We start from the raw sequence: 23,900 nt of genomic DNA, 5'->3' as shown, positions 1-23,900 counted from the left end.
GCGCGGGTGAGTCTAGGTCGTGGCCGGCCGCAGCCGTGCCTCGACGGCCGAACCGGCGCCGTCCACCCGCCAGCCGTGGGCGAAGGCGAGCGCCGCGACGGCCTCCGCAGGACCGCCGGTGACGCTCACGCCGTCCTCGGTCGCGGCCACCTCGACGCCGGGCAGCAGCCGCAGCACGGCGGCCAGCTCCTCGGCCGGGACGGGCGAGCCGAACGGCGCCTGGTCGGCCGGGTCGCCCAGCACGGCGCGGACGACGGCCTCGCGGGCGCCGTACCCGAACAGGTCGCCGCCCTCGGGCCGCACCAGCGCCCGCGCGCCCGGACCGTCGTCGCCGGGGGCGAGCACCAGGTCGGCGCGGCCGCGGACGACGGCGAAGGGCCGCGCGCCGAGCTTGCCCGAGGCGAGCTCGGCGACCCCGGCGATCTCGTCGGCGACGGCCGGCGCGGTGACCACCAGGGGGTTGCCGTGGGCGTCGACCCGGCCGCCGAAGTCCTCGGCGACCAGCAGCCCCGCGGCGCCCACCGCGATGTCGGTCTGGCCCTCGCGCCAGGCGCGCCCGGCGGTGTCGGTGACCACGACCCCGACGTTGCGGCCGGTCCGCTCGCGCACGGCGGCGCGGAGCCGGCGAGCCGAGCCGTCGGGGTCGAGCGGCAGCAGCACCACCGAGCCCACCTCGACGTTGCTGGCGTCGATCCCCGCGGCGGCCATGGTCAACCCGTGGCGGGTCCGCACGATGGTCGTCGGCCCGCGGCGGGCCACCACGCGGACGGTCTCGCCGGCGAGCGCCTCCTCGCGCGTCGTACCGCTCACCACGCGGCCCTCGGCCTTGCTCACCACCTTGCTGGTCACCACCAGCACGTCGCCGTCGGCGAGCTCGACCAGCGGCAGCACGAGCGCGGCCAGGTCGTCCCCGGCGCGGACCTCGCCGACGCCGTCGGGCGCCCAGACCTCGATCCCGGAGGTGGTCACGTGACGAGCCCGATGGCGGCGGCGGCCATGGCCGCGGTGGCGTCGTGGTCGGTCATCATCAGCGGTACGGCGGCGCACGCGACCCCGCTCTCGCGCACCCGCTCCACCTGGTCGGCGTCGCCCTCGTCGACCAGCCAGCCGTCGAGGACCCCGGCGGCGGACCGGGCGCCGTAGTGCAGCCCGACCGCGGCAGCGCTGACCTCGACGCCGATCGAGGTGAGCATCTGCTCGGCCATCCCGTGGACGTGGCTGGGCCCGACGATGGGGGAGATGCCGACGACGGGGGCCTTGGTCACCCGCAGCACGTCGCGGACGTCGGGGACGCCGAGGATCGTGCCGACCGAGACGACCGGGTTCGACGGCGGCAGGACGACCAGGTCGGCGCCGGTGATCGCGTCGAGCACACCCGGCCCCGGCGTCGCCTGCTCGAGCCCCACGAACACCACGGTCTCGGCGGGCACCGAGGCGCGCAGGCGCACCCAGTACTCCTGGAAGTGGACCACCCGGCGCCCGCTCGGGCTCTGCTCGTCGGCGATCGCGACGTGGGTCTCCACCCGGTCGTCGGTCATCGGCAGCAGCCGGACCCGGTCGCCGTACCGCGGGGTCAGCCACCGGCGGCACAGCGCGGTCGTCACCTGGGAGAGCGGGTAGCCCGCGTCGAGCATCTGGGTGCGGACCAGGTGGGTGGCCACGTCGCGGTCACCGAGCCCGAACCACGTCGGCTCGACGCCGTACTCGGCCAGCTCGGCCTTGACGCTCCAGGTCTCCTCGCGCCGGCCCCAGCGGCGGACGGGGTCGATGCCGTCGCCGAGGGTGTACATCACCGTGTCGAGGTCGGGGCAGACCTTCAGCCCGTGCACCCAGATGTCGTCGGCGGTGTTGGCCACGACGGTGACGACCGCGTCGGACGCGACCCCGGGGAGGGCGCCGGTCTCGATGCCGTGGAGGAGGCCCTGGAGGAACCGGGCCCCGCCGGTCCCGCCGGCCAGGACGGTGATGTCCCTGATCATGGGGTCATCATCGCGCGGCCACCCGCCGCTCCCGCCGCGGCCCCGCGTCTAGTCCGATCGGACCAATGTGGCTGCGATCGGGACCTATAGCAGATGCGGGCTTGACCAAGTGGGTACGACAGGCATGTAATTCCCACAGTGTTGTACGAGAAGAACACATGCAGCTTCACCGGGTCGGAAGGGCGAGTGCCGTGAGAGAACTCTTTCTCCTCGACGGAGACGCCGAAGAAGCGGGTTGGCAAGAGCGCGCCCTGTGCGCGCAGACCGACCCCGAGGCGTTCTTCCCAGAGAAGGGTGGATCGACGAGGGAGGCCAAGAAGGTCTGTCTCACCTGCGAGGTGCGGACCGAGTGTCTGGAGTCCGCACTGATGAACGACGAGCGCTTCGGTATCTGGGGCGGTCTCTCCGAGAGGGAGCGTCGCAAGCTGAAGAAGCGGGCCGTCTGAGGACGGTCGGCACAGCAGCACAGAAGGAGGGCCCGGCCGGGAACGGCCGGGCTCCTTCTATTTGCGGGGCAGCTCCCCAGCTGCTTCCGGGCCGATCCTCCGGGCCGATCCTCCGGGCCGATCGGATTCGAGCCGGCGGAGGCGGCCGCGTAGGGTCTTCCGACGTGTCTGCCCCGGAACGTGTCGTCGCGCTGCTGGTCAGCCACGACGGCGCGCGCTGGTTGCCGGCCGTGCTCGACGGGCTGCGCGGCCAGACCCGCCCCGTCGACGCGGTGGTCGCGATCGACACGGGCAGCAAGGACGAGAGCGCCGACCTGGTCGGGTCCGCGCTCGGTGACCTGCTGGTCGGCGGCGTCGAGCGGGTCACCGGCGCGACGTCGTACCCGGCGGCCGTGCGGCTCGGGCTCGAGCGCGCCCCCGACGCCGACTGGGTCTGGCTGCTCCACGACGACAGCAACCCCGACCCGGGCGCGCTCGAGGCGCTGCTCGCCGCGGCCGCTGCCGACCCCGAGGCCGACGTGCTCGGCCCCAAGCTGCGCGAGTGGCCCTCGCTGCGGCGCCTGCTCGAGCTCGGCGTCACCATCTCCGGCACCGGGCGGCGCGAGACCGGCCTGGAGCGCGGGGAGTACGACCAGGGCCAGCACGACGCGGTCCGCACCGTGCTGGCGGTCAACACCGCCGGCATGCTCGTGCGGCGCAGCGTGCTCGAGGAGCTCGACGGGTTCGACCCGCAGCTGCCGATCTTCGGCAACGACGTCGACTTCGGCTGGCGCGCCGCCGCGGCCGGCCACCGCACGATCGTGGTGCCCGACGCCGTGGTCTTCCACGCCGAGGCCGCCCACCGCGGCCTGCGCCGCACGCCGCTGACCGGCCGGCACACCCACTACCAGGAGCGCCGCGCCGCGCTCTACACGCTGCTGGCCAACTCCCGCGCCCGCTCGCTGCCCTTCCAGCTGGTCCGGCTCGCGCTCGGCACCGTGCTGCGCGTCATCGGCTTCCTGCTCGTGCGCTCGGTCGGCGAGGCGCTCGACGAGCTCGCGGCGCTGGTCTCGATCTACTCCAGCCCGCGCGAGGTCCACGCCGCCCGGCGCGAGCGGCAGCGGCGGCAGGTCCGTGAGCCCGCCGACGTACGCCGCCTGCTCGCCCCGCCCTGGCTGCCCTACCGCCACGGCCTGGACTTCGTCAGCGACCTCGCGACCGCCGCGACCCACCAGGCCGCCGACGTCGCCGAGCGGCGCCGAGCCGCCCGGGCCGAGCACGACCCCTCCTCGATGGCCGCGCGCCGCATCGAGCTCGACGAGGACGAGGAGTACGCCGACACCGGCGCCGTCGCCCGCTTCCTGACCAACCCCGTGGCGGTCGCGTTGGCGGTGCTCGTCGTCGCGCTGCTCCTCGGGGCCGGCGCGGCGTACGGCTCGGTCGCCGGCGGCGGCCTGTCCCCGGTCCCGGCCTCGGTCGGCGACTGGTGGCGGCTCCACCTCGAGCACTGGCACCCGCTGGGCCAGGGGACCGGCGTGCCCGCGCCGGCCTACCTGCTGCCCCTGGCGCTCCTCGGCTCGGTCCTCGGCACCGCCGGTGCGGTCAGCGCCGTGCTGGTGCTCGCCGCCCCCGTCGCCCTGTGGGGCGCCTGGCGGCTGCTGCGCGTGGTCGGCCGGTTCGTCTCCCCGCAGGGCGCGCCGCGCTGGCTGCTGCTCTGGGGCTCGGCGACCTGGTCGCTGGTCGCCCTCACCAGCGGCGCGTGGGGCGAGGGCCGGCTCGGCCCGGTCGTCGCCACCGCCGTGCTGCCCTGGCTGGCCCACGCCGCCCTCGGCTTCGCCGACCCCGAGCCCGACCGCCGCTGGCGCGCCGCGTGGCGCACCGGCGTGCTGCTCGCCCTGACCACGGCGTTCACCCCGGCCGCCTGGCCGTTCGCGGTCGTGCTCGGCGTGGTCGTGCTCGCGGCGGCGTACGCCGTCGTCCGCTCCGGCCTGCGCGAGCGCTCGGTCTGGGGGCCGCCGGTCGTGGCGCTGGCCGTGCCGCTGGTGCTGCTCGTGCCGTGGTGGCTGCCGAGCCTGACCGAGGGGGCGGCCGCGGGGCTGCTGCTCGACGCGGGCCGGCTGCCCTCGCCGACCGTCTCGCCGCTGGACCTCCTCGCCGGCCGGATCGGCGACCTCGGGGCGCCCTGGTGGCTGGGCGCGGCCGTCGTGGTCCTGGCGGTGCTCGCGCTGGTGCCGCGCCCCACCCGCATCCCCGTGCTCGTCTGCTGGATCGTCGCCGCGGTCGCGGCGGTCTGCGCGGCCGTGCTCAGCACGATCACCCTCACCCTCGCCACGGTCGAGACCGCGCCCGCCCTGGGCGTCTTCGTGGTCCTCCTGCAGGGCGCGTTCGTCACCGCGGCCGTCCTCGGCGGGCAGGGCGCCCCGCGCCGGGTCGTCGCGGTGCTCGCCGCCGTCGCGACGGTGGTGCCCCTCGGCGGGCTGGTCTGGTTCCTGACCGCGGCCGAGAACGACCTCGACGCGGACCCCGGCTCCGCCATCCCGGCCTACATGGTCCAGGCCGCCACCCGCGGCGACGACCACGGCATCCTCGTCATCCGCGGCTCGGTCGAGGACGGGCTGACCTGGGTGGTGCGCCGCGGCGACGGGATCACCCTGGGCGAGGACGAGGTGCTCGCGCTCTCCCCCGAGGACCGCGCGCTCACCCGCGACGTCCAGCAGCTCGCCTCCCGCCCGACACCGGCGCTGGTCACCGAGCTGGCAAACCGGGGGATCGAGTACGTCGTGCTGCCGGCCCCCGCCGACGGGTCGGTCGCCTCGATGCTCGACGCCACCGGCGGCCTGGTGCAGGCCAGCGCCGCGGACCCCGCCACCCGCGCCTGGCAGGTCGACCGGCCGCTCTCCGACGACGCCCTCGACGGGCCGCGGTCGTGGCTGCGGATCGTGCTGCTCGTCGTCCAGGGCGTCGCGCTGGTGTGGGTGCTGGTGCTCTGCGCGCCGACCACCCAGCGTGCGATCGAGCGGAGGCGCCGATGACCCCCTCGACCCCCTCGACCCCCTCGACCCGCCGGTCCGGCGGCCGCTCCGCCGGCGCTTCCCGCGCGCTCGACCTCACCGTGGTGCTCGCGATCGTCCTGCCGCTCATCACCGGCGCGGCGGTCCTGCTGACCCGCACCGACACCCCCGCCGCGCAGGACCGGGGCCCGGCCGCGTCCGCGCTCGGCGCCGCCTCGGTCGTCTGCCCTGCCGCCGGCTCGCCGGTGGCCGTCACCACCGCCTCCGGGGCGTCGGGCGCGGCGTTCGCCGAGGGGCTCGGCGGCCGGGCCGGCGGCGGCTCCGGCGGGTCTGGTGGCTCCGGCTCCGGTGGTTCCGGGCGGGACGAGGTCGAGGTGGCCCTCGCCCCCGACGCTGTCGGCACCGTGCCCGGGCTCGCCGACGAGCCGGTGGTCGTCCGCGCCGAGGACGACCTCGCGCCGGGCCTGGTCGCCGGGCGCGTCGCGGAGCGGCCGCTGCGGGTGGCCGAGTGCGCCGCGCCCGCCCCCGAGCAGTGGTTCACCGGCGTCGGAGCCGGCGCCGGGCACTCCTCGGTGCTCGAGCTGGTCAACCCCGACAACGGGCCGGCCGTGGCCGACGTGGTCGTGACCGGGCGCGCCGGTGTCGTCGACGCCCCCGACCTGCGCGGCGTCGCCGTGCCGGGCCGCAGCTCGGTGCGCCTCGACCTGGCCGACCTGGTCCCGCGCCGCGACGAGCTCTCCCTGCACGTCACCACCCAGCGCGGGCGGGTGCACTCCTCGGTCGTCGACCGCATCGACGAGCTCGGCGCGGGCGCCGCGGCCGAGGACTTCCTGCCGCCGCAGCCCGAGCCCGCCACCTCCCTCACCCTGCTCGGCCTGCCCGCCGGGCCCGGCTCGCGGACGCTCGTCGTCGCCAACGACGGCGACTCCGAGGTGCGGGTCGGCCTGCGGGTCCTCGATGAGCGCTCCGTCTTCGCCCCCGAGGGCCTCGAGGACGTCCGGGTCGCCCCGCAGAGCGTCGCCCGGGTCCAGCTCGGCGCGACCCTGGGCCCGCTCGTCGCCGACGGCGCCCTCGGGCTCGTCCTCGATGCGACCGGGCCGGTCACCGCGACGCTGCGCTCCTTCGTCGGCGGCGACCTGGCGCACGCCGTTCCCCCCGGCGAGGTCAGCTCCTCGACGGTCGCGGTCGTGCCCGAGGGCCGCAAGCGGCTCGTCCTCGGCGGGGCGACCTCCACCGGGGTCGTCGAGGTGGTCGCCCGCGACGCCTCCGGCGAGGAGCTCGCCGCCAAGCGGGTCGAGGTCTCCCCGGACCGCGGGTTCGCGGTCGGGCTGCCCGCGCGGGCCGTGCACCTGACCGTCACCCCGCGGCGCACGCCCGTCGTCGGCGCGGTCGTCGCCGCGACCGGCGGCTCCGGCGTCGTACGGCTCCGCGAGCTGGTGCGCTCCTCGCTCGTCCCCGACGTCCGCCCCGGCCTCCCGTAGCCACCCTCCGCTGGTTGAGCAGCGAGCGCCAGCCCCCCGCTGGTTGAGCAGGCGAGCGCCAGCCCCCCGCTGGTTGAGCAGCGAGCGCCAGCCCCCCGCTGGTTGAGCAGCGAGCGCCAGCGAGCGTGTCGAAACCCGGTGAGCCGAACTGCGGCCTGGGGGACGCGGTTCCGCCTGCGGCGGGCGGGGTGGCTCCCGCGTCGCTCTGCGGCCCGGCTCCTGGCCGGGTACGCCGGGGTGGGGTCGGGGCCTGCGGCTCCCGCCGGACGGGCAGGCCCGGTCGACCAGGCCTGCGCTCGTGCCTCGCTCCGGCCCGCCAGACCCAACCACGACCGGGCCTGCCCGCCCGTCGTCCGCCTCCGGCCCCGACCGCGCGACGTACCCGTCCCGCGGACGGCCCGCCGGCGCGGCGGCGGCCGGGGGAGACGTGTCCGGCAATCCGCGGCCCCGCGCGGGCGATGCCCGGCGGTTCATCAAGGTATGCAGCCGTGTCGTCACTTCCCACGGTGAGCTCCACCCGGGAAGTGGGGGATCGCCTGCATACCTTGATGAAGCGACACGCCCGGCGCCCAGCGAAAGAGGTCAGTCCGCGTCGTACCGCGGGTCGATGACGTGCGGCTCGACGTTGAGCAGGTCGGCGACCTGCTCGACGACGACGGTGAGCACGATGGCGTCGAGGTCGGAGCGGGTCTCGGCGCGGTGCTCGATGGGGCGGCGGAAGACGACGACCCGGGAGGGGGCGCCGCCGGTGCCGCGGACCGCCGAGCCGAGGGGGACCGTCGTGGGGTCCCAGTCGTCGGGGAGGTCGGGGGTGTCCTCGACGGCGTACTCCACGACGCCGAGGCGGTCGGCCCACCGGGCGTCGACCTCGGTGACGACCGCGAGGACGAGGTCGTCGAAGCGCTCGCGGGCGGTGCGGGTCTCAGGTCGGCCGGGGGTGCGGGGGAGGACGCCCGGGCCGCGCATGCCGCGGCCGCGCCGGTCGCGCCGACGGGGGCCGCGAGGTGGTGTGCCCGGGGCGCGGTTCTCCATGCCGCGAGCCTAAGCCGGGCGCGCGGCACCGGGAGGTACGGTCTGCACGTGAGTCCCGCCCGTCGCTGCTCCCGCACCGCGTGCGGCCGTCCCGCGACCAGCACGCTCACCTACGTCTACGCCGACCAGACCGCCGTGCTCGGCCCGCTGGCCACGTACGCCGAGCCGCACGCCTACGACCTGTGCGACGTGCACAGCGAGCGGCTCTCCGCCCCCCGGGGCTGGGAGGTGCTGCGGCTGGCGCCGGACCCGTCCGCCCAGGGCCCCTCCACCGACGACCTGCTCGCCCTCGCCGACGCCGTGCGCGAGGCGGCCCGGCCGGTGCAGCAGGTGGTGCGGCTGCCACCGGCGGAGGAGAACGTCCGTGAGCGCGGCCGCCGCGGGCACCTCCGCGTGCTCAGCTCGGACTGACCTCGTTACTGTCTGGCCATGGCCGACACCCTCGACCCCGCGAACATCGCAGCGATCTTCAAGGCGTACGACGTCCGCGGGACGGTGCCCGACCAGCTCGACGACGACCTGGCGCGCGCGACCGGTCGCGCCTACGTCCAGGTGGTCGGCGCCGAGACCGTGGTCGTGGGCCACGACATGCGCCCCAGCAGCCCCGGCATGGCGCAGGCCTTCGCCGAGGGCGCGATGGCCGCCGGCGCCGACGTGGTGATGATCGGCCTGGCCTCGACCGACCAGCTCTACTTCGCCTCGGGGCACCTCGGCGTCCCCGGCGCGATGTTCACCGCCAGCCACAACCCGGCGCAGTACAACGGCATCAAGATGTGCCGCGCGTTCGCCCAGCCGATCGGCATGGAGACCGGCCTGGCCGAGATCCGCGACCTCGTCGCAGCCGGCGCCCCCGCCGAGCCCACCCCCACCCGGACCGGCACCTGCACCGAGCAGGACGTGCTGGCGGCGTACGCCGACCACCTGCTCTCCCTAGCCCCGGTCGAGGGCCGGCGGCTCAAGGTCGTGGTGGACGCCGGCAACGGCATGGCCGGGCACACCGCGCCCGCTGTCTTCGAGCGCCTGGGCGACCGGGTCGAGCTGGTGCCGATGTACTTCGAGCTCGACGGCACCTTCCCGAACCACGAGGCCAACCCGATCGAGCCGGAGAACCTCCGCGACCTGCAGGCCAAGGTCCTCGAGACCGGCGCGGACGTCGGGCTCGCCTTCGACGGCGACGCCGACCGCTGCTTCCTCGTCGACGAGACCGGCCGCAACGTCTCCCCGTCGACGCTGACCGCGCTGATCGCCGCGCGCGAGCTGGCCAAGGAGCCCGGCGCGACGATCATCCACAACCTGATCACCAGCCGGGCGGTGCCCGAGCTGGTCACCGAGCTCGGCGGCACGCCCGTGCGCACCCGGGTCGGCCACTCCTACATCAAGGCCACGATGGCCGAGACCGACGCGATCTTCGGCGGGGAGCACAGCGGCCACTTCTACTTCCGGGACTTCTGGCGCGCCGACTCCGGCATGCTCGCGGCGCTGCACGCGCTCGCCGCGCTCGCCGGCGCCGACGTCCCCCTCTCCGCGCTGCTCGCCGAGTACGAGCGCTACCCGGTCAGCGGCGAGATCAACTCCACCGTCGCCGACCAGCAGGCCGTGGTCGCCCGGATCGAGGCGGCGTACGCCGGCCGCGACGGTGTCTCGATCGACCGGCTCGACGGGCTGACGGTCAGCCACGCCGACTGGACCTTCAACGTGCGGCCCTCGAACACCGAGCCGCTGCTCCGCCTCAACGCCGAGGGCCGGGACGAGGCCACCATGGCCGCGATCCGCGACGAGGTCCTCGCCACGATCCGTCAGGAGAGCTGATGAACATCGACCAGGGACTGCTGGACATCATCGTCTGCCCCAACTGCCACGGCGAGCTCGCCGTCACGCCGGTCGCCGGCGATGGCGGCGCCGGGGCCGGCGAGGTGGAGCTGGTCTGCCAGGGGGAGTGCGGCTACGCCTACCCCGTGCGCGACGAGATCCCCGTGCTGCTCGTAGACGAGGCCCGGAAGCCGTGACCCGGCGATGACCTGGTTCGACGAGTCCCGCCTCGACGACGAGACGGCCATCGGCGCCGCGGACCTGCGGTTCCGCACCCTGGCCGAGTCCGGCTCGCGGGTGCGCCGCGAGTGCGGCAACGCCGCCGACGCGATCCGCGAGGCCGTCGGCCGGCTGGAGGGCCAGGGCCGGCCCCGGGCGATCATCGCCGCCGGCCCGGACTCCCGGCTGCTGCGCGCGGTCCTCGAGCCGTGGTGCCCGGTGCCGTTCGTGGCCTGGCCCGGCCCGGCGCTGCCCGGCTGGGCCGGCTCGCTGGACCTCGTCGTGGTGCTGGCGCCCGACGGCGCCGACACCGGCACCGCCTCCGCGGTGGCCGAGGCGGTCCGCCGCGGCTGCCAGGTCGTCGTCGCCTGCCCGCCCGCCTCGCTGGTCGCCGAGCACGCCGCGGGGCGCTACAGCACCGTCTTCCCGATCGAGACCCAGGACCAGCTGGCCACCGCGGTGACCGTGCTGTCCTTCCTCGACCAGGTGGCGCTGGGCCCGAGCGCCGACCCCGAGGTCGTCGCCGCGGCGCTGGACGAGGTCGCCATCTCCTGCTCGCCCTACCGCGACCTGTCGATCAACCCGGCCAAGATGCTCGCCATCGCCCTGGCCGACGCGGTCCCGCTGGTGTGGGGCGGCTCGGTGCTGGCCGCCCGCGCCGCGCGCCGGGTGGCGGAGTCGATCCGCCGCGCGAGCGGCCGCACCGCGATCGCCGGCGACGTCGAGCAGGTCCTCCCCGTGATCGAGGCGGCCCGGCCGCGCGACGTCTTCGACGACCCGTTCGCCGACGAGGGCGGCGAGCTGCGCCCGACCCTGCTCGTGCTCGACGACCGCAACGAGGACCCGCTCCTCGTCCAGCAGCGGCGCCGGCTCGAGGAGACCGCGGCCGCCCGCGGCGTACGCGTGGAGACCCTCACGACCGAGGCGCAGAGCGAGGTGGCGCGCTACGCCTCCCTGCTCCTGCAGGGCACGTGGGCCGCGGAGTACCTCCGGCTCGGCCTGGTCGACGACTGACGTACGGCGGCAGGTGACCGGCCGGTCACGTGTACCTCTCAGGAACGCCGGGCACCGTGGACGGGTGCGCAGGGATCCGTGGTTCGACAACGCCAAGATGGGGCTGGTCACGCTCGTCGTGCTCGGCCACGCCTGGGTGCTGCTGCCGAGCACCACGTTCGTGGGGCACGGCTACGACTTCCTCTACGCCTGGCACGTCCCGGCGTTCGTCTTCGTCACCGGCTACCTCTCGCGGTCCTTCACCTACGAGCGCCGGCGGATGTGGCAGCTGGTCCGCACGGTCGCGGTGCCGTACGTCGTCTTCGAGGCCGCCATCGCTGCGTTCCGCATCCTCGTGGGGAACGAGCAGCTCGAGGACCTGTGGCGCGACCCGCACTGGCCGATGTGGTACCTCGCCGCGCTCTTCTTCTGGCGGCTGCTGACGCCGGTCTTCACGCCGCTGTGGGGCGGCGTGGCCATCGCGGTGGCGGTCGCCACCAGCCTGGTCGCGGGCCTCTACGCCGGCGACACCCTCGACGTGGCGCGCGTGCTGGGCCTGCTGCCGTTCTTCGTGATGGGCCTCAAGGCCACCCCGGAGAACCTCGAGCGGCTGCGCGCCCGGTGGGTGCAGGTGTGCGCCGTGGGGGTCTTCGTCGCGATCTGGCTGGTCACCGCGCGCCTGGACGACTGGGCGGCGACCGAGTGGCTCTACTACCGCGCCCGCTACGACGAGCTCGACGTCAGCGACACCCAGGCGTTCCTCACCCGGGCCGGCCTGCTGGTGATCGGCACGCTCGGCGCGTGGGCCTTCCTCGCGCTCGTGCCGCGGGTGGGCGGCTGGTTCACCCGGATGGGCGCCGCGACGCTGGTCGTCTACCTCTTCCACGGCTTCTTCGTGAAGGGCGCCGACTACGCCGGGTTCCCCGACTGGGCCGAGGGCCACTACGGCCTGTCCATCCTGCTGACCACGGTCGCCGCCCTCGGGCTCAGCCTGCTGCTCGCCTGGCAGCCGGTCGCCTCGCGGCTCCAGCACCTCGTCGACCCCGTCGGGTACGCCGAGCGGCGGGTCGACCACGCCCACGAGCTGCGCGACGCGGCCCTGGAGACCGACGTGCTCGCCGAGGCCGTCCAGGACGCCGCCGAGGCGGCCGCAGTCAGCACGGCGGGCAGCACCGCGGCCCCGGCCTCCCGCGGCTAGGGTGCTCGCCATGCCGGACGCCGCCATCACCTCAGGAGAACCCACCCCGTGAGCGCAGGACTCTTCGGGCTGCTCGACGACGTGGCCGCGCTGGCCCGCCTCGCCGCGGCCTCGATCGACGACGTCGGCGCGGCCGCCGGCCGGGCGACGACCAAGGCGGCGGGCGTCGTCATCGACGACACCGCGGTGACCCCGCAGTACGTCCACGGCGTCACCGCGGACCGCGAGCTGCCGATGATCAAGAAGATCGCGATCGGCTCGATCCGCAACAAGCTGCTCATCATCCTGCCGGTGGCGCTGCTCCTCAGCCAGTTCGCCGAGTTCCTGCTGACCCCGATCCTGATGCTCGGCGGCGCCTACCTGTGCTTCGAGGGCGCGGAGAAGATCTGGGGCAAGATCCGGGGGCACGACGGCCACGCCGCCCCGGTCGCGGGGACCGGTGCCGAGGCGGAGAAGACCATGGTCGGCGGGGCGATCCGCACCGACCTGATCCTCTCGGCCGAGATCATGGTCATCTCCCTCAACGAGGTCGCCGACGAGGGCTTCTGGACCCGCGCGGTCATCCTGGTCGTCGTCGCGATCGCCATCACCCTGGTGGTCTACGGCGTCGTCGCGGTGATCGTGAAGATGGACGACATCGGCCTGAGCCTGGCCCAGCGCTCCTCGGCGCTGGCGCAGAAGGTCGGCCGCGGGCTGGTCGCCGGCATGCCCAAGCTGCTCACGGTCATCTCCGTGGTCGGCACGGTCGCCATGCTGTGGGTCGGCGGCCACATCGAGCTGGTCGGCCTCGACGAGCTCGGCTGGCACGCGCCGTACGAGCTGGTGCACCACCTCGAGGTGGGCGTCCACGACGCGACCGGCGCCCTGGGCGGCGTGCTCGGGTGGATCGTCAACACCGCCTGCTCGGCCGTCTTCGGCCTCGTGCTCGGCGCGATCATCGTCGCCGTCGTCCACGTCCTGCCGTTCGGCAAGAAGGACGACCCGGCCGCCGCCCACTGAGCACCGGGTGAGCACCGGGTGAGCACCGGGTGAGCACCGGGTGACCACCGGCCGGTCCCCGCGGGCCGGCCGGGGCGCCTACCTGATATGGGGGGTGTCTCGCGAGGATTGCCCGGTCGGCGTACCGGCGTCCTACCCTCGATGCGATGTCCGTCGCACTCCCAGGAGCACCCATGGACCACAAGGTCGCCGACCTTAGCCTCGCCGATTACGGCCGCACCGAGATCGAGCTCGCCGAGCACGAGATGCCTGGCCTGATGGCCATGCGTGAGCGGTACGCCGCGGAGCAGCCCCTCGCGGGTGCGCGCATCGCCGGCTCGCTGCACATGACCATCCAGACCGCGGTGCTCATCGAGACCCTCACCGCGCTCGGGGCCGAGGTCCGCTGGGCCTCCTGCAACATCTTCTCCACCCAGGACCACGCCGCGGCGGCGATCGCGGTGGGCCCGAACGGCACGCCGGAGGACCCCCAGGGCGTCCCGGTCTTCGCCTGGAAGGGCGAGAGCCTGGAGGAGTACTGGTGGTGCACCCAGCAGATCCTGCAGTGGCCCGACGGCCCCGACGGCGAGAAGCGCTTCGCCAACATGATCCTCGACGACGGTGGCGACGCCACCCTCCTCGTCCACCTCGGTGTCGAGGCGGAGAAGAAGGGCGAGGCGCCCGACCCGGCGACCGCCGCCAGCACCGAGCAGCGGATCATCTTCGAGGTCCTCAACCGCTCGCTGGCCGAGAGCTCGGACCGCTGGACCCAGGTCGCGGCCGAGATCAAGGGCGTCACCGAGGAGACCACCACCGGTGTGCTCCGCCTCTACGACATGATGCGCGAGGGGTCGCTGCTCTTCCCGGCGATCAACGTCAACGACTCGGTCACCAAGTCGAAGTTCGACAACAAGTACGGCTGCCGCCACTCCCTCATCGACGGCATCAACCGCGCCACCGACGTCCTCATCGGCGGCAAGGTCGCGGTCGTCTGCGGCTACGGCGACGTCGGCAAGGGCTGCGCGGAGTCGCTGCGCGGCCAGGGCGCCCGCGTCATCGTCACCGAGATCGACCCGATCTGCGCGCTCCAGGCGGCCATGGACGGCTACCAGGTCACCACGCTGGACGACGTCGTCGAGACCGCCGACATCATCATCACCGCGACGGGCAACAAGGACGTCGTCACGATCGACCAGATGCGCCGGATGAAGCAGAACGCCATCCTCGGCAACATCGGCCACTTCGACAACGAGATCGACATGGCCGGCCTGGAGACCTACCCCGGCGTCGTGCGCAAGAACGTCAAGCCGCAGGTCGACGTGTGGACCTTCCCCGAGGGCGAGGGCAACGCGATCATCGTGCTGTCCGAGGGCCGGCTGATGAACCTCGGCAACGCGACCGGCCACCCGTCGTTCGTGATGTCGAACTCCTTCACCAACCAGGTGCTCGCCCAGATCGAGCTCTACACCAAGCCCCAGGAGTACCCGGTCGGCGTCTACGTGCTGCCCAAGCACCTCGACGAGGAGGTGGCGCGCCTGCACCTCGGCTCGCTCGGGGTCAAGCTGACCATCCTCTCGGACTCCCAGGCCTCCTACCTCGGTGTCGACGCCGCGGGCCCCTACAAGTCCGACCAGTACCGCTACTGACCCCTGGTCGCACCATCACCACCGTGCCGCACCACAGCAGCCCCCGGCTCCGAGGAGTCGGGGGCTGCCGTGCGCGGCTGGCAGGATGGGCAGCATGAGCCAGTCCGGCGGCGCGACCGACTTCGTCACCAAGGGACGCGTCCTCGTCGTCGACGACGACGCCGCCCTGGCCGAGATGCTCACCATCGTGCTGCGCCAGGAGGGCTTCGACAGCCGGATGGTCAACCGTGGCGACCAGGCGCTGGCGGCCTTCCGTGAGTACCGGCCCGACCTGGTGCTGCTGGACCTGATGCTGCCGGGCCGCGACGGGATCGACGTGTGCAAGGAGATCCGCGCGGAGTCCGGCGTACCGATCGTCATGCTCACCGCCAAGGGCGACACCGTCGACGTGGTCGTCGGCCTGGAGTCCGGCGCCGACGACTACGTCGTCAAGCCGTTCAAGCCCAAGGAGCTCATCGCTCGCATCCGCGCCCGGGTGCGCCGCTTCGACGCGACCTCCCAGGCCGAGACGCTCACCATCGGCGACCTGGTGATCGACGTGGCCGGCCACACGGTGACCCGCGACGGTCAGCAGATCAACCTGACCCCGCTGGAGTTCGACCTGCTCGTCGCGCTGGCCCGCAAGCCGCGCCAGGTCTTCAGCCGCGAGGTGCTGCTCGAGCAGGTGTGGGGCTACCGCCACGCCGCCGACACGCGGCTGGTCAACGTCCACGTCCAGCGGCTGCGCTCCAAGGTCGAGCACGACCCCGAGAACCCCGAGATCGTGGTGACGGTCCGTGGCGTCGGCTACAAGGCCGGCTCGGTCTGAGCGCGGCCCGTCGGTCCGGCGCAGCCTGGGGAGCACCGTCCGACGCGGCCTGACGTTCTGGCGCCGGTCCATCCAGGCGCGCGTCGTCGCCTCCACGCTGGTGCTCTCCGCGGTCGTGGTCAGCGTGGTGGGCTGGTTCCTGCTGCAGCAGACCCGCGAGGGGCTGCTGGAGAACCGGGTCGACGCCGTCGTGGCCGAGGCCGACAACGAGGCCGCCGAGGCGGTCGAGCGGCTGGTCGCGGTGCCGGGCACGGAGACCGACGCCAGCACCCAGGCCTCCGAGCTCGCGATCCCGATCATCGCCCGCGGCCAGACCCGCGGCTTCGACGTCGTGCTCGGCGGGGCCGAGAGCGGCGGGGGCGGGCTGGAGTCCGCCGGCAGCGTCTACACCCCGGGCCTCGACACCGCCAGCGTGCCGCGCTCGCTGCTCGACCACTTCGCGCAGAGCAGCGAGACGGCGTGGACCTACGCCCCGATCCGGACCGTCGCGGAGGACGGCAGCGTCTCCACCGAGCCGGGGATCGTGGTCGGCGCGCAGGTGCGGCTGCCCTCCGACGGCCAGGCCCGGACGCTCTACTTCCTCTTCAGCCTCGAGGAGGAGCGCGAGACCCTCGCGCTGGTCACCCGGGCCCTGCTGACCGCCGGCGGCCTGCTGCTCGTGCTCGTCGCGGGGATGACCTGGCTGGTCACCCGCCAGGTGGTCACCCCCATCCGGGCCGCCCGCCGGGTCGCCGAGCGGCTCGCGGCCGGCCGGCTGCAGGAGCGGGTGAAGGTCTCCGGCGAGGACGACCTGGCCCGGCTGGCGCTGTCGTTCAACCAGATGGCCAGCAACCTCCAGCGCCAGATCCGCCAGCTCGAGGAGCTCAGCCGGGTGCAGCGCCGCTTCGTCGCCGACGTCTCCCACGAGCTGCGCACGCCGCTGACGACCGTGCGGATGGCCGGCGACGTGCTCTACGACGCCCGCGACGACTTCGACCCCGCCACCGCCCGGGCCGCGGAGCTGCTGCAGACCGAGCTGGACCGCTTCGAGCGGCTGCTGGTCGACCTGCTGGAGATCAGTCGCTTCGACGCCGGCGCCGCGGTCCTCGAGCTCGAGGACGTCAACCTCGTCGACGTCGCCCACCGCGTCGTCGAGGGCACCCGGCCGCTGGCCGAGCAGCGCGGCGTGACCCTCGTCGTCCGCGCCCCGGCCCGGCCGTGCCTGGCCGAGGCCGACGTACGCCGCGTGGAGCGCATCGTGCGCAACCTGGTCACCAACGCCATCGACCACGCCGGTCCCCCCGAGCGCGGCCGGTCCCGCGTCGTGGTCCACGTCGCGGGCGACGACCACGCCGCGGCGATCGCCGTGCGCGACTACGGCGTCGGGCTGGCGCCGGGGGAGTCCGCGCTGGTCTTCAACCGGTTCTGGCGCGCCGACCCGGCCCGCGCCCGCACCAGCGGCGGCACCGGCCTGGGCCTGTCGATCTCGCTCGAGGACACCCACCTGCACGGCGGCTGGCTCCAGGCCTGGGGCCGCCCCGACGAGGGCGCGCAGTTCCGGCTCACCCTCCCGCGGCGGGCGGGGACCCCGCTGCGGCAGAGCCCGCTGCCCCTGGTGCCCGCCGACGCGCGCGAGCGGCTCGCGGGAGCGACGTCGTGAGCCGCCGGCGCGGGGCCGTCGCGCTGCTCCTGCTGCTGGGGCTGCTGGGGGTGACCACCGGCTGCGTCTCGCTGCCCGAGGCCGGCCCGGTCGTGGAGACCGGCGCCGGGTCCGGCGACGCCGAGGAGGTGGGCCAGTACTACTTCGACCCGCCGCCGCCGCCCGACGGCGCGTCGCCGACCGAGATCGTCGACCGCTTCCTCGACGCGATGACCGCCTTCCCGGTCACCACGTCGGTGGCCCGGCAGTACCTCACCCCGGAGTTCCAGGAGTCGTGGAGCCCCAAGGACGGGATCATCACCTACAGCGACTTCCTGTCCCCGCGCGGCAGCTCGCGGGTCACGGTCACCCTGGTCGGCGCCGCGCGGCTCGACGGCGCCGGGCGCTGGCGCGGGCCGCTGCCGGCGTACGACGAGGTCCTGTCCTTCCCGGTCGAGCTGGTCGACGGGCAGTACCGCATCGCCTCGGCGCCGGACGCCCTGGTGGTGCCGCAGTCGTGGTTCGAGCAGCGCTACCAGCGCGTCGCGCTCTACTTCTTCGACCCCAACGCGCGGGTCCTCGTGCCGGAGCCGGCGTTCGTCCCGCGCGGTGACCAGCTGGTCAGCAACCTGGTCTCCGCGCTGCTCAGCGGCCCGGGCCCGGAGCTCTCGCGGGTGGCCACGACCTTCCTGCCCGCGGGGTCCAGCGTGGAGCTCTCGGTGCCCGTCGGCGACGTCGTCGACATCGCCATCGACGCCTCCGGCTCCGCGCCCGCGCCGACCGACGAGGCGGTCCGGCTGATCGTCGCCCAGCTCGCCTGGACCTTGCGGCAGGTGCCGACCATCCAACGGTTCCGGGTCTCCATCGACGGCCGCCCGATGCAGCTGCCCGGCGGGCTGACGGAGTTCGACGTCGAGGCCGGCCCGGAGTACGACCCGGCCGGCTACCAGGCCACCGCCCGGCTCTTCGGCCTGCGCGACGGCCTGCTCGTCTCGGGCGGCTCGCCGGACGCCCTCGAGCCCACCGACGGCCCCCTCGGCACCCGCGATGCCGGGGTCCGCTCCTTCGCCGTGGACCTCGACGGCACCACCGTCGCGGCGGTCGCCGACAGCGGGGCCACGATGCTGCGCGCCCCGGTGCGGGGCGTCGAGGAGACCGCCGTGCCGGTGGTCACCGGGGCCACCGACCTGCTGCCGCCGGCGTGGGACGTCAGCGGCCGGCTGTGGCTGGTGGACCGCACCGCCGCCGGCGCGCGGTTCTCGACCGTCACCGGCGAGGGGCGTCCGATCCCGCTGCGGATCCCCGGCGTCAGCGGCTCCGACGTCCGCTCCTTCCTCGTCTCCCGCGACGGCTCCCGCGTCGTCGCGGTCGTGCGGACCTCCTCCGGTGACCAGGTGCGGGTGAGCCGGGTGCGCTACGACCAGAACCGCCTGGTCTCCGCCTCCGCCTCCCAGCGCCTGCGGTGGGACGGCGGCGAGGACGTGCGCATCCGCGCCCTCGGCTGGCGCACGCCGACCTCGGTCGCGGTGCTGCACCGGCTCGCCGATGAGCTCTTCGAGGTCCGCGCCCTCTCCGTCGACGGCGCCCCGGCAGGCGCGGAGGCGGCCGCGACCACGCTGCGCGGCCGGTTCGTCGGCCTCGCCGGCACCCCCGTCGCCTCCGGCACCGTCTGGGCGGTCACCCGCACCGGGCTGGTCGACGCCTCCTCCCAGACCCGCGACGTCGTCGGCCTGCCCGCCGGTGTCGGGTCCGTGCGGTACGTCGGCTGAGGCTCCTCCACAGGGCGGCCCGGGCCGGTTGCCCCGGGCCGGTGCGGGCGCCAGGCTCGGCGGGTGGGGACGGGGCTGCTCGACGCGACCGCCGACCTGCTGCTCGGGGGACGGTGCGCGGGCTGCGACCGCCCCGGCCGGGTGCTCTGCGCCGAGTGCCGGGCCGGCCTGCCCACCGACCCGCGGCCCGCGTGGCCGACCCCGCCGCCGGCCGGCCTCGTCGAGCCGTGGGCGGCGGCGTCGTACGACGGGGTGGTGCGGAGCCTGGTGCTCGGTCTCAAGGAGCGCCGCCTGCTGGGGTTGCGGCACCCGCTCGCCGACCTGCTCGCCGGGGCCGCGGGCGCGGCCGCCGCGGCGCGGGTGCCGGCGGGGCCGGTGGTGCTCGTGCCGGTGCCCTCGCGGCCCACGACCGTCCGCGGGCGCGGCCACGACCCGACGTACGCCGTCACGGTCGGCGCCGCGGCCCGGCTGCGGGCGGCGGGGACCGACGCGGTGGCGGCCCGGCTGCTGCGCACCCGCCCCGGGGTGGTCGACCAGGCCGGCCTCGACGCGGCCGCCCGCGCGACCAACCTCGCGGGGTCGATGGCCTGCTCCGACGCCGCCCTGCGCCGCCTGCACCGGCGCCGTACGCACGCGTCGGTCGTGGTGTGCGACGACGTGCTCACCACCGGCGCCACGGCCCGCGAGGCGCAGCGTGCGCTGGAGGCCGTGGGGCTCCACGTGGCCGCGGTGGCGGCGGTCGCCGCGACCCGGCGGAGGTTCCCGCCCGCCGCGCCGGACAGCCGACCAGACAGGTGACCACCAGGGGAGGGGTGCCCTACCGGCGGCTTGGGGCACGGACTACCGTCGTGACATGGAGTCCGTCCGGGTCCGTGGTTGCACCGTCTCGGTGCGGGTCCCGACGAGGGCCCGGACCGATCGGCTAGCCGATGCCAGTCGCAGGCGAAACGGTCCACGTAAGACGTCGCGCGGTCTCCGCGCACGTCGATCACGGTGCGGCTTAGAAGTAAGACCTGCCTCGCCCCGGCCACCAGATGTGGCCGACGGCGGGAGAGGGCCGGTAGTGGCGGAGAAGCTGCGGAAGCCCCAGCAGGCGATTGTGGGGTCGAAGACCAGGTCGGCCGGACGGACTCCTCCCACTCGTGCCCCGCTCGGTACGCCCGTGACGGCGTACCCAGCGGCGGGCATGTCGCGCTGTCCGCACGAGGCGGCGCGAGAGGTCTGAAGCAACCAACTGTCACCAGGAGGTAGACATGGAAGTTGTCGTCACCGGACGCCACTGCGAGATCTCGGAGCGGTTCCGAGAGCATGCAGCGGAGAAGCTGTCCCGGCTGGAGAAGCACGACCACCGGATCATGCGGGTACACGTCGAGGTCGACTGCGAGCCGAACCCCCGTCAACAGGACCGGGGGGTCCACGTGCAGCTGACTGCCTTCTCCAAGGGCCCGGTCATCCGGGCCGAGGCCGCCGCTGACGACAAGATGGGAGCTCTCGACCTCGCGCTCGACAAGATGGCCTCGCAGATGCGCCGCGCGGCCGACCGCCGCCGTGTGCACCGCGGCCAGAAGACGCCCGTCTCGGTCGGCCAGGCCCTGGCCGACCTCGACGCCCTGACCGCTCCGGCCGAGGACGAGTCCGCCGGGGGAGCGGAGTCCCTCGAGCGCAAGGTCGGACCGATCGACGTCATGGGCGACGGGCCGCTGGTCGTGCGGGAGAAGACCCACGCCGCCAGCCCGATGACCCTCGACCAGGCCCTCTACGAGATGGAGCTGGTCGGCCACGACTTCTACCTGTTCGTGGACAAGGAGACCGAGCGGCCCTCGGTGGTCTACCGCCGCCGCGGCTACGACTACGGCGTGATCAACCTCGACCTGGGGGCGGCCGAGTAGCTCCTCGCCCGTCCCCGACGGGCACGGCGTACGACGGGGCGGCCCGCACGGGCCGCCCCGTCGGTGTGTCCCGGGGGGTGTCCTGGGGTGTCCCGGGGCGTCCCGGGGGTGTCCCGGTGGCGTCCGGGGGTGTCCGGGCTGCGGGACCGGCCGTCGAGCGGGGAGACCGGTCCGGTCGACCCGTGCCATGATGCCCGGATGGCGGAACAGATCGCGGATGCAGCAGCCGGCGGGGCCGCCGAGCCGATCCGGGTGCTGCTGGTCGACGACCAGGAGCTCTTCCGGCGTGGGCTGACGATGCTCCTCTCCGTCGAGGACGGCATCGAGGTCGTCGGGGAGGCCGGCGACGGCGTCGAGGGCACCAGCCTCGCGGCCAGCGCCGCGCCCGACGTGGTGCTGCTCGACATCCGGATGCCCAAGCGCACCGGCATCGAGGCCTGCCGGGCCATCAAGGAGGCCGTCCCCTCGGCCAAGATCATCATGCTGACGGTCTCCGATGAGGAGGCCGACCTCTACGAGGCGGTCAAGTCCGGCGCCTCGGGCTACCTGCTCAAGGACTCCTCGATCGAGGAGGTCGCCCAGGCGGTCCGCGTCGTCGCCGACGGCCAGTCGCTGATCAGCCCTTCGATGGCGGTCAAGCTGATCGACGAGTTCAAGCAGATGTCGCGCCCCGAGCGCGAGCACGTCCCGGGCCTGCGGCTGACCGAGCGCGAGCTCGAGGTGCTGCGCCTGGTGGCGAAGGGGATGAACAACCGCGAGATCGCCAAGGAGCTGTTCATCTCCGAGAACACCGTGAAGAACCACGTCCGCAACATCCTCGAGAAGCTCCAGCTCCACTCCCGCATGGAGGCGGTCATGTACGCCGTCCGCGAGAAGCTGCTCGACCTGCCCTGACCGTCCGCCGCCGCTGGTTGAGCAGCGAGCGCTGGCCCCCGCTGGTTGAGCAGCGAAGGCCGGTGCCTCCCGCTGGTTGAGCAGCGAAGGCCGGCGCCCCCCGCTGGTTGAGCAGCGAAGGCCGGTGCCTCCCGCTGGTTGAGCAGCGAAGGCCGGCGCCTCCCGCTGGTTGAGCAGCGAAGGCCGGTGCCCCCCGCTGGTTGAGCAGCGAAGGCCGGCGCCTCCCGCTGGTTGAGCAGCGAAGGCCGGTGCCCCCCGCTGGTTGAGCAGCGAAGGCCGCCAAGGCCTGAGCGTGTCGAAACCCGGTGAGCCGACCGCGGCCTCGGCCACTGCCATCCGCCTGCGGCGGGCGGGGTGGTGGCTCCCGCGTCGCTCGGCGGCCCGGCTCCTGGCCGGCGTACGCCGGGTGGGGGTGGGGCCTGCGGCTCCCGCCGGACGGGCAGGCCCGGTCGACCAGGCCTGCGCTCGTGCCTCGCTCCGGCCCGCCAGACCCGACCACGACCGGGCCTGCCCGCCCGTCGTCCGCCTCCGGCCCCGACCTGCGCGGCGTACTCGTCCTGCGGGCGGACCTCCGGCGCGGCGGCGGCCGGGGGAGAGGTGTCCATCGATCCGCGGGCCGGCCGGTCTCGATCCGGCGGACGTCATGCGGAGCGTGCACCCGCTTGCTCCATCCGTATGACGTCCGTAGCCGAGCCACTCGCCTGGCCCTATCAGCCCCAAGAGCCCCACTAGCCCCATCCGTCCCGGCGTAGACGCGACCCCTGCACTTCTCAGGGGAGATCTGCCCCGATAAGTGCAGGAGTCACCGGTTAACCGGTGACTCCTGCAGCGCGCCGGCCAGCAGGGACGCGCGAGCACGCCGCAGAGCACCGTCTCGGGCCCTAGCCTGCATCCGTGACCGAGCACCTCTCCCGCGCGCAGGCGCGCCGCGTGGCGCTGGCGGCCCAGGGCTTCCTCGACCCGCGGCACACCGCGCCGACGATGCGGACCTTCACGCGCACCCTCGAGCGCACGGGTGTGCTCCAGGTCGACTCGGTCAACGTGCTCCAGCGGGCGCACTTCATGCCGCTCTACTCGCGGATGGGGCCCTACGACACCGGCCTGCTCCAGCGGGCCGCGGAGCGGAGCCCCCGGCGGGTGGTGGAGTACTGGGCGCACGTGCAGGCGTTCATGCCCGTCGAGCTGTGGCCGCACATGCAGCACCGGATGGACGACTACCGCGAGCTGCGCGGCAAGTGGTGGCGCGAGGTCCCCGACGACCTGGCCGCGACGGTCCTCGCCGAGGTGCGGGCGCGCGGGGCGAGCAGCGCCCGCGACCTCGAGCCGCTCCTCGGCGACGACTCGCCGCGCATCAAGGAGCACTGGGGGTGGAACTGGTCGGGGGCGCGCAAGGCGCTGGACCTCCTCTACATGACCGGCGCCCTGGCCATCGCCTCGCGGACCTCGTCCTTTGAGCCGCGCTACGACCTGCCCGAGCGGGTGCTGCCGCCCGAGGTGCTGGCGATGCCCGCCCCCTCGCGGGAGGAGGCGGGCCGCGAGCTGGTGCGCCGGGCGGCCCGCTCCCACGGGATCGCGACCGTCGCGTGCCTGCGCGACTACTACCGGATGGGGCTGGCTGACACCCGGCGGGCGGTCGAGGAGCTGGTCGAGGCCGGCGAGCTGCTCCCCGCCCGGGTCGAGGGGTGGGACCGGCCGGCGTACCTCCACGCCCAGGCCCGGCGCCCCCGTCGGGTCGACGCCCGGGCCCTGCTGAGCCCCTTCGACCCCCTGGTGTGGGAGCGCGAGCGCACCGAGCGGATCTTCGGGTTCCGCTACCGCATCGAGATCTACGTGCCGGCCGAGAAGCGGGTCCACGGTTACTACGTGCTGCCGTTCCTGCTGGGCGACCGGCTGGTCGGGCGCGTCGACCTCAAGGCCGACCGGGCGACCGGGCGGCTCCTGGTCAAGGGCGCGTACGCCGAGCCCGACGCGCCGCCGGAGACGGCGCCGGAGCTCGCGGTCGAGCTGTGCCGGCTGGCCGGCTGGCTGGGCCTGGACGCCGGCGACCCGGTGGTCGTCGAGTCCCGCGGCGACCTCGCCGGGGCGCTCGCTGTGTCTTTGCTCTCCGGTTAGGGAGGGCTCGACCCCGTGGGTAGAGTTGCGGCGCCGCCC

Annotated in this window: 20 protein-coding genes; 17 read left to right on the top strand and 3 right to left on the bottom strand. The window is 74.5% G+C overall.

The window, feature by feature from the left end; all coding sequences use genetic code 11:
- Positions 1-12: 12 nt before the first annotated feature.
- Positions 13-969: a coenzyme F420-0:L-glutamate ligase gene (cofE, locus tag HPC71_RS16175; RefSeq protein WP_171896926.1), complete on the bottom strand. Its 957-nt coding sequence runs from the start codon at positions 967-969 to the stop codon at positions 13-15.
- Positions 966-1,979 carry a 2-phospho-L-lactate transferase gene (cofD, locus tag HPC71_RS16170; protein ID WP_154614773.1) on the bottom strand — a complete coding sequence of 338 codons (1,014 nt, stop codon included), beginning with the start codon at positions 1,977-1,979 and terminating at the stop codon, positions 966-968. Before cofD ends, cofE begins: the two co-directional genes overlap by 4 nt.
- Before the next feature lie 158 nt (positions 1,980-2,137).
- Between cofD and HPC71_RS16165 the strand changes: the two genes are divergently transcribed.
- The 3 genes from HPC71_RS16165 (at position 2,138) to HPC71_RS16155 (ending at position 6,896) form a co-directional block, all read left to right on the top strand.
- The gene (locus HPC71_RS16165; RefSeq protein ID WP_154614774.1) at positions 2,138-2,425 is read left to right on the top strand and encodes a WhiB family transcriptional regulator; all 288 of its coding nucleotides are present in this window, start codon (positions 2,138-2,140) and stop codon (positions 2,423-2,425) included.
- 164 nt (positions 2,426-2,589) lie between these two features.
- Entirely contained in the window at positions 2,590-5,436 is a 2,847-nt protein-coding gene (locus HPC71_RS16160) for a glycosyltransferase family 2 protein (RefSeq protein WP_171896925.1), read from the top strand.
- Positions 5,433-6,896: a DUF5719 family protein gene (locus tag HPC71_RS16155; protein ID WP_154614776.1), complete on the top strand. Its 1,464-nt coding sequence runs from the start codon at positions 5,433-5,435 to the stop codon at positions 6,894-6,896. Before HPC71_RS16160 ends, HPC71_RS16155 begins: the two co-directional genes overlap by 4 nt.
- A 582-nt stretch (positions 6,897-7,478) precedes the next feature.
- Here the strand turns inward: HPC71_RS16155 and HPC71_RS16150 are convergent.
- Positions 7,479-7,928, bottom strand: a complete 450-nt coding sequence (locus tag HPC71_RS16150; protein ID WP_230084190.1) for a metallopeptidase family protein — start codon at positions 7,926-7,928, stop codon at positions 7,479-7,481.
- Between the two features lie 48 nt (positions 7,929-7,976).
- Between HPC71_RS16150 and HPC71_RS16145 the strand changes: the two genes are divergently transcribed.
- The 14 genes from HPC71_RS16145 to HPC71_RS16080 all read left to right on the top strand — a co-directional run bounded on the left by HPC71_RS16145 (position 7,977) and on the right by HPC71_RS16080 (position 23,861).
- A complete protein-coding gene (locus HPC71_RS16145) occupies positions 7,977-8,339 on the top strand; it encodes a DUF3499 domain-containing protein (protein ID WP_171896924.1) in 363 nt (120 codons plus the stop codon).
- A gap of 18 nt (positions 8,340-8,357) precedes the next feature.
- The gene (locus HPC71_RS16140; protein WP_154614777.1) at positions 8,358-9,737 is read left to right on the top strand and encodes a phosphomannomutase/phosphoglucomutase; all 1,380 of its coding nucleotides are present in this window, start codon (positions 8,358-8,360) and stop codon (positions 9,735-9,737) included.
- Positions 9,737-9,934 carry a Trm112 family protein gene (locus tag HPC71_RS16135; RefSeq protein WP_154614778.1) on the top strand — a complete coding sequence of 66 codons (198 nt, stop codon included), beginning with the start codon at positions 9,737-9,739 and terminating at the stop codon, positions 9,932-9,934. Before HPC71_RS16140 ends, HPC71_RS16135 begins: the two co-directional genes overlap by 1 nt.
- Before the next feature lie 7 nt (positions 9,935-9,941).
- A complete protein-coding gene (locus HPC71_RS16130; protein WP_154614779.1) occupies positions 9,942-10,970 on the top strand; it encodes an SIS domain-containing protein in 1,029 nt (342 codons plus the stop codon).
- Between the two features lie 64 nt (positions 10,971-11,034).
- On the top strand, positions 11,035-12,147 hold the full coding sequence (locus HPC71_RS16125; protein WP_154614780.1) for an acyltransferase family protein: 1,113 nt from the start codon (positions 11,035-11,037) through the stop codon (positions 12,145-12,147).
- A gap of 48 nt (positions 12,148-12,195) precedes the next feature.
- Positions 12,196-13,146 carry a DUF808 domain-containing protein gene (locus HPC71_RS16120; protein ID WP_171896923.1) on the top strand — a complete coding sequence of 317 codons (951 nt, stop codon included), beginning with the start codon at positions 12,196-12,198 and terminating at the stop codon, positions 13,144-13,146.
- Between the two features lie 173 nt (positions 13,147-13,319).
- The gene (gene ahcY, locus HPC71_RS16115; RefSeq protein WP_171897332.1) at positions 13,320-14,771 is read left to right on the top strand and encodes an adenosylhomocysteinase; all 1,452 of its coding nucleotides are present in this window, start codon (positions 13,320-13,322) and stop codon (positions 14,769-14,771) included.
- Between the two features lie 94 nt (positions 14,772-14,865).
- The gene (gene mtrA / locus HPC71_RS16110; protein ID WP_154614782.1) at positions 14,866-15,579 is read left to right on the top strand and encodes an MtrAB system response regulator MtrA; all 714 of its coding nucleotides are present in this window, start codon (positions 14,866-14,868) and stop codon (positions 15,577-15,579) included.
- Complete coding sequence (gene mtrB, locus HPC71_RS16105) at positions 15,548-17,218, top strand: MtrAB system histidine kinase MtrB (RefSeq protein WP_257866189.1); 1,671 nt, start codon at positions 15,548-15,550, stop codon at positions 17,216-17,218. The genes mtrA and mtrB overlap by 32 nt, the downstream gene beginning before the upstream one ends.
- The gene (locus tag HPC71_RS16100) at positions 17,215-18,966 is read left to right on the top strand and encodes an LpqB family beta-propeller domain-containing protein (RefSeq protein ID WP_154614783.1); all 1,752 of its coding nucleotides are present in this window, start codon (positions 17,215-17,217) and stop codon (positions 18,964-18,966) included. The genes mtrB and HPC71_RS16100 overlap by 4 nt, the downstream gene beginning before the upstream one ends.
- A 63-nt stretch (positions 18,967-19,029) precedes the next feature.
- Positions 19,030-19,764: a ComF family protein gene (locus tag HPC71_RS16095; protein WP_216656439.1), complete on the top strand. Its 735-nt coding sequence runs from the start codon at positions 19,030-19,032 to the stop codon at positions 19,762-19,764.
- Positions 19,765-20,219: 455 nt separating this feature from the next.
- The gene (gene hpf / locus HPC71_RS16090) at positions 20,220-20,855 is read left to right on the top strand and encodes a ribosome hibernation-promoting factor, HPF/YfiA family (protein ID WP_154613295.1); all 636 of its coding nucleotides are present in this window, start codon (positions 20,220-20,222) and stop codon (positions 20,853-20,855) included.
- A gap of 198 nt (positions 20,856-21,053) precedes the next feature.
- A complete protein-coding gene (locus HPC71_RS16085) occupies positions 21,054-21,749 on the top strand; it encodes a response regulator (RefSeq protein ID WP_154613294.1) in 696 nt (231 codons plus the stop codon).
- Between the two features lie 894 nt (positions 21,750-22,643).
- On the top strand, positions 22,644-23,861 hold the full coding sequence (locus HPC71_RS16080) for a winged helix-turn-helix domain-containing protein (RefSeq protein WP_253943744.1): 1,218 nt from the start codon (positions 22,644-22,646) through the stop codon (positions 23,859-23,861).
- The last annotated feature ends 39 nt before the right edge of the window (positions 23,862-23,900 follow it).

This window comes from Nocardioides marmotae, assembly GCF_013177455.1.
In the GTDB taxonomy this organism is placed as follows: domain Bacteria; phylum Actinomycetota; class Actinomycetes; order Propionibacteriales; family Nocardioidaceae; genus Nocardioides; species Nocardioides marmotae.
Note: the sequence above shows the minus strand (reverse complement) of the source record. Positions and strands in the feature narration are given on the sequence as shown.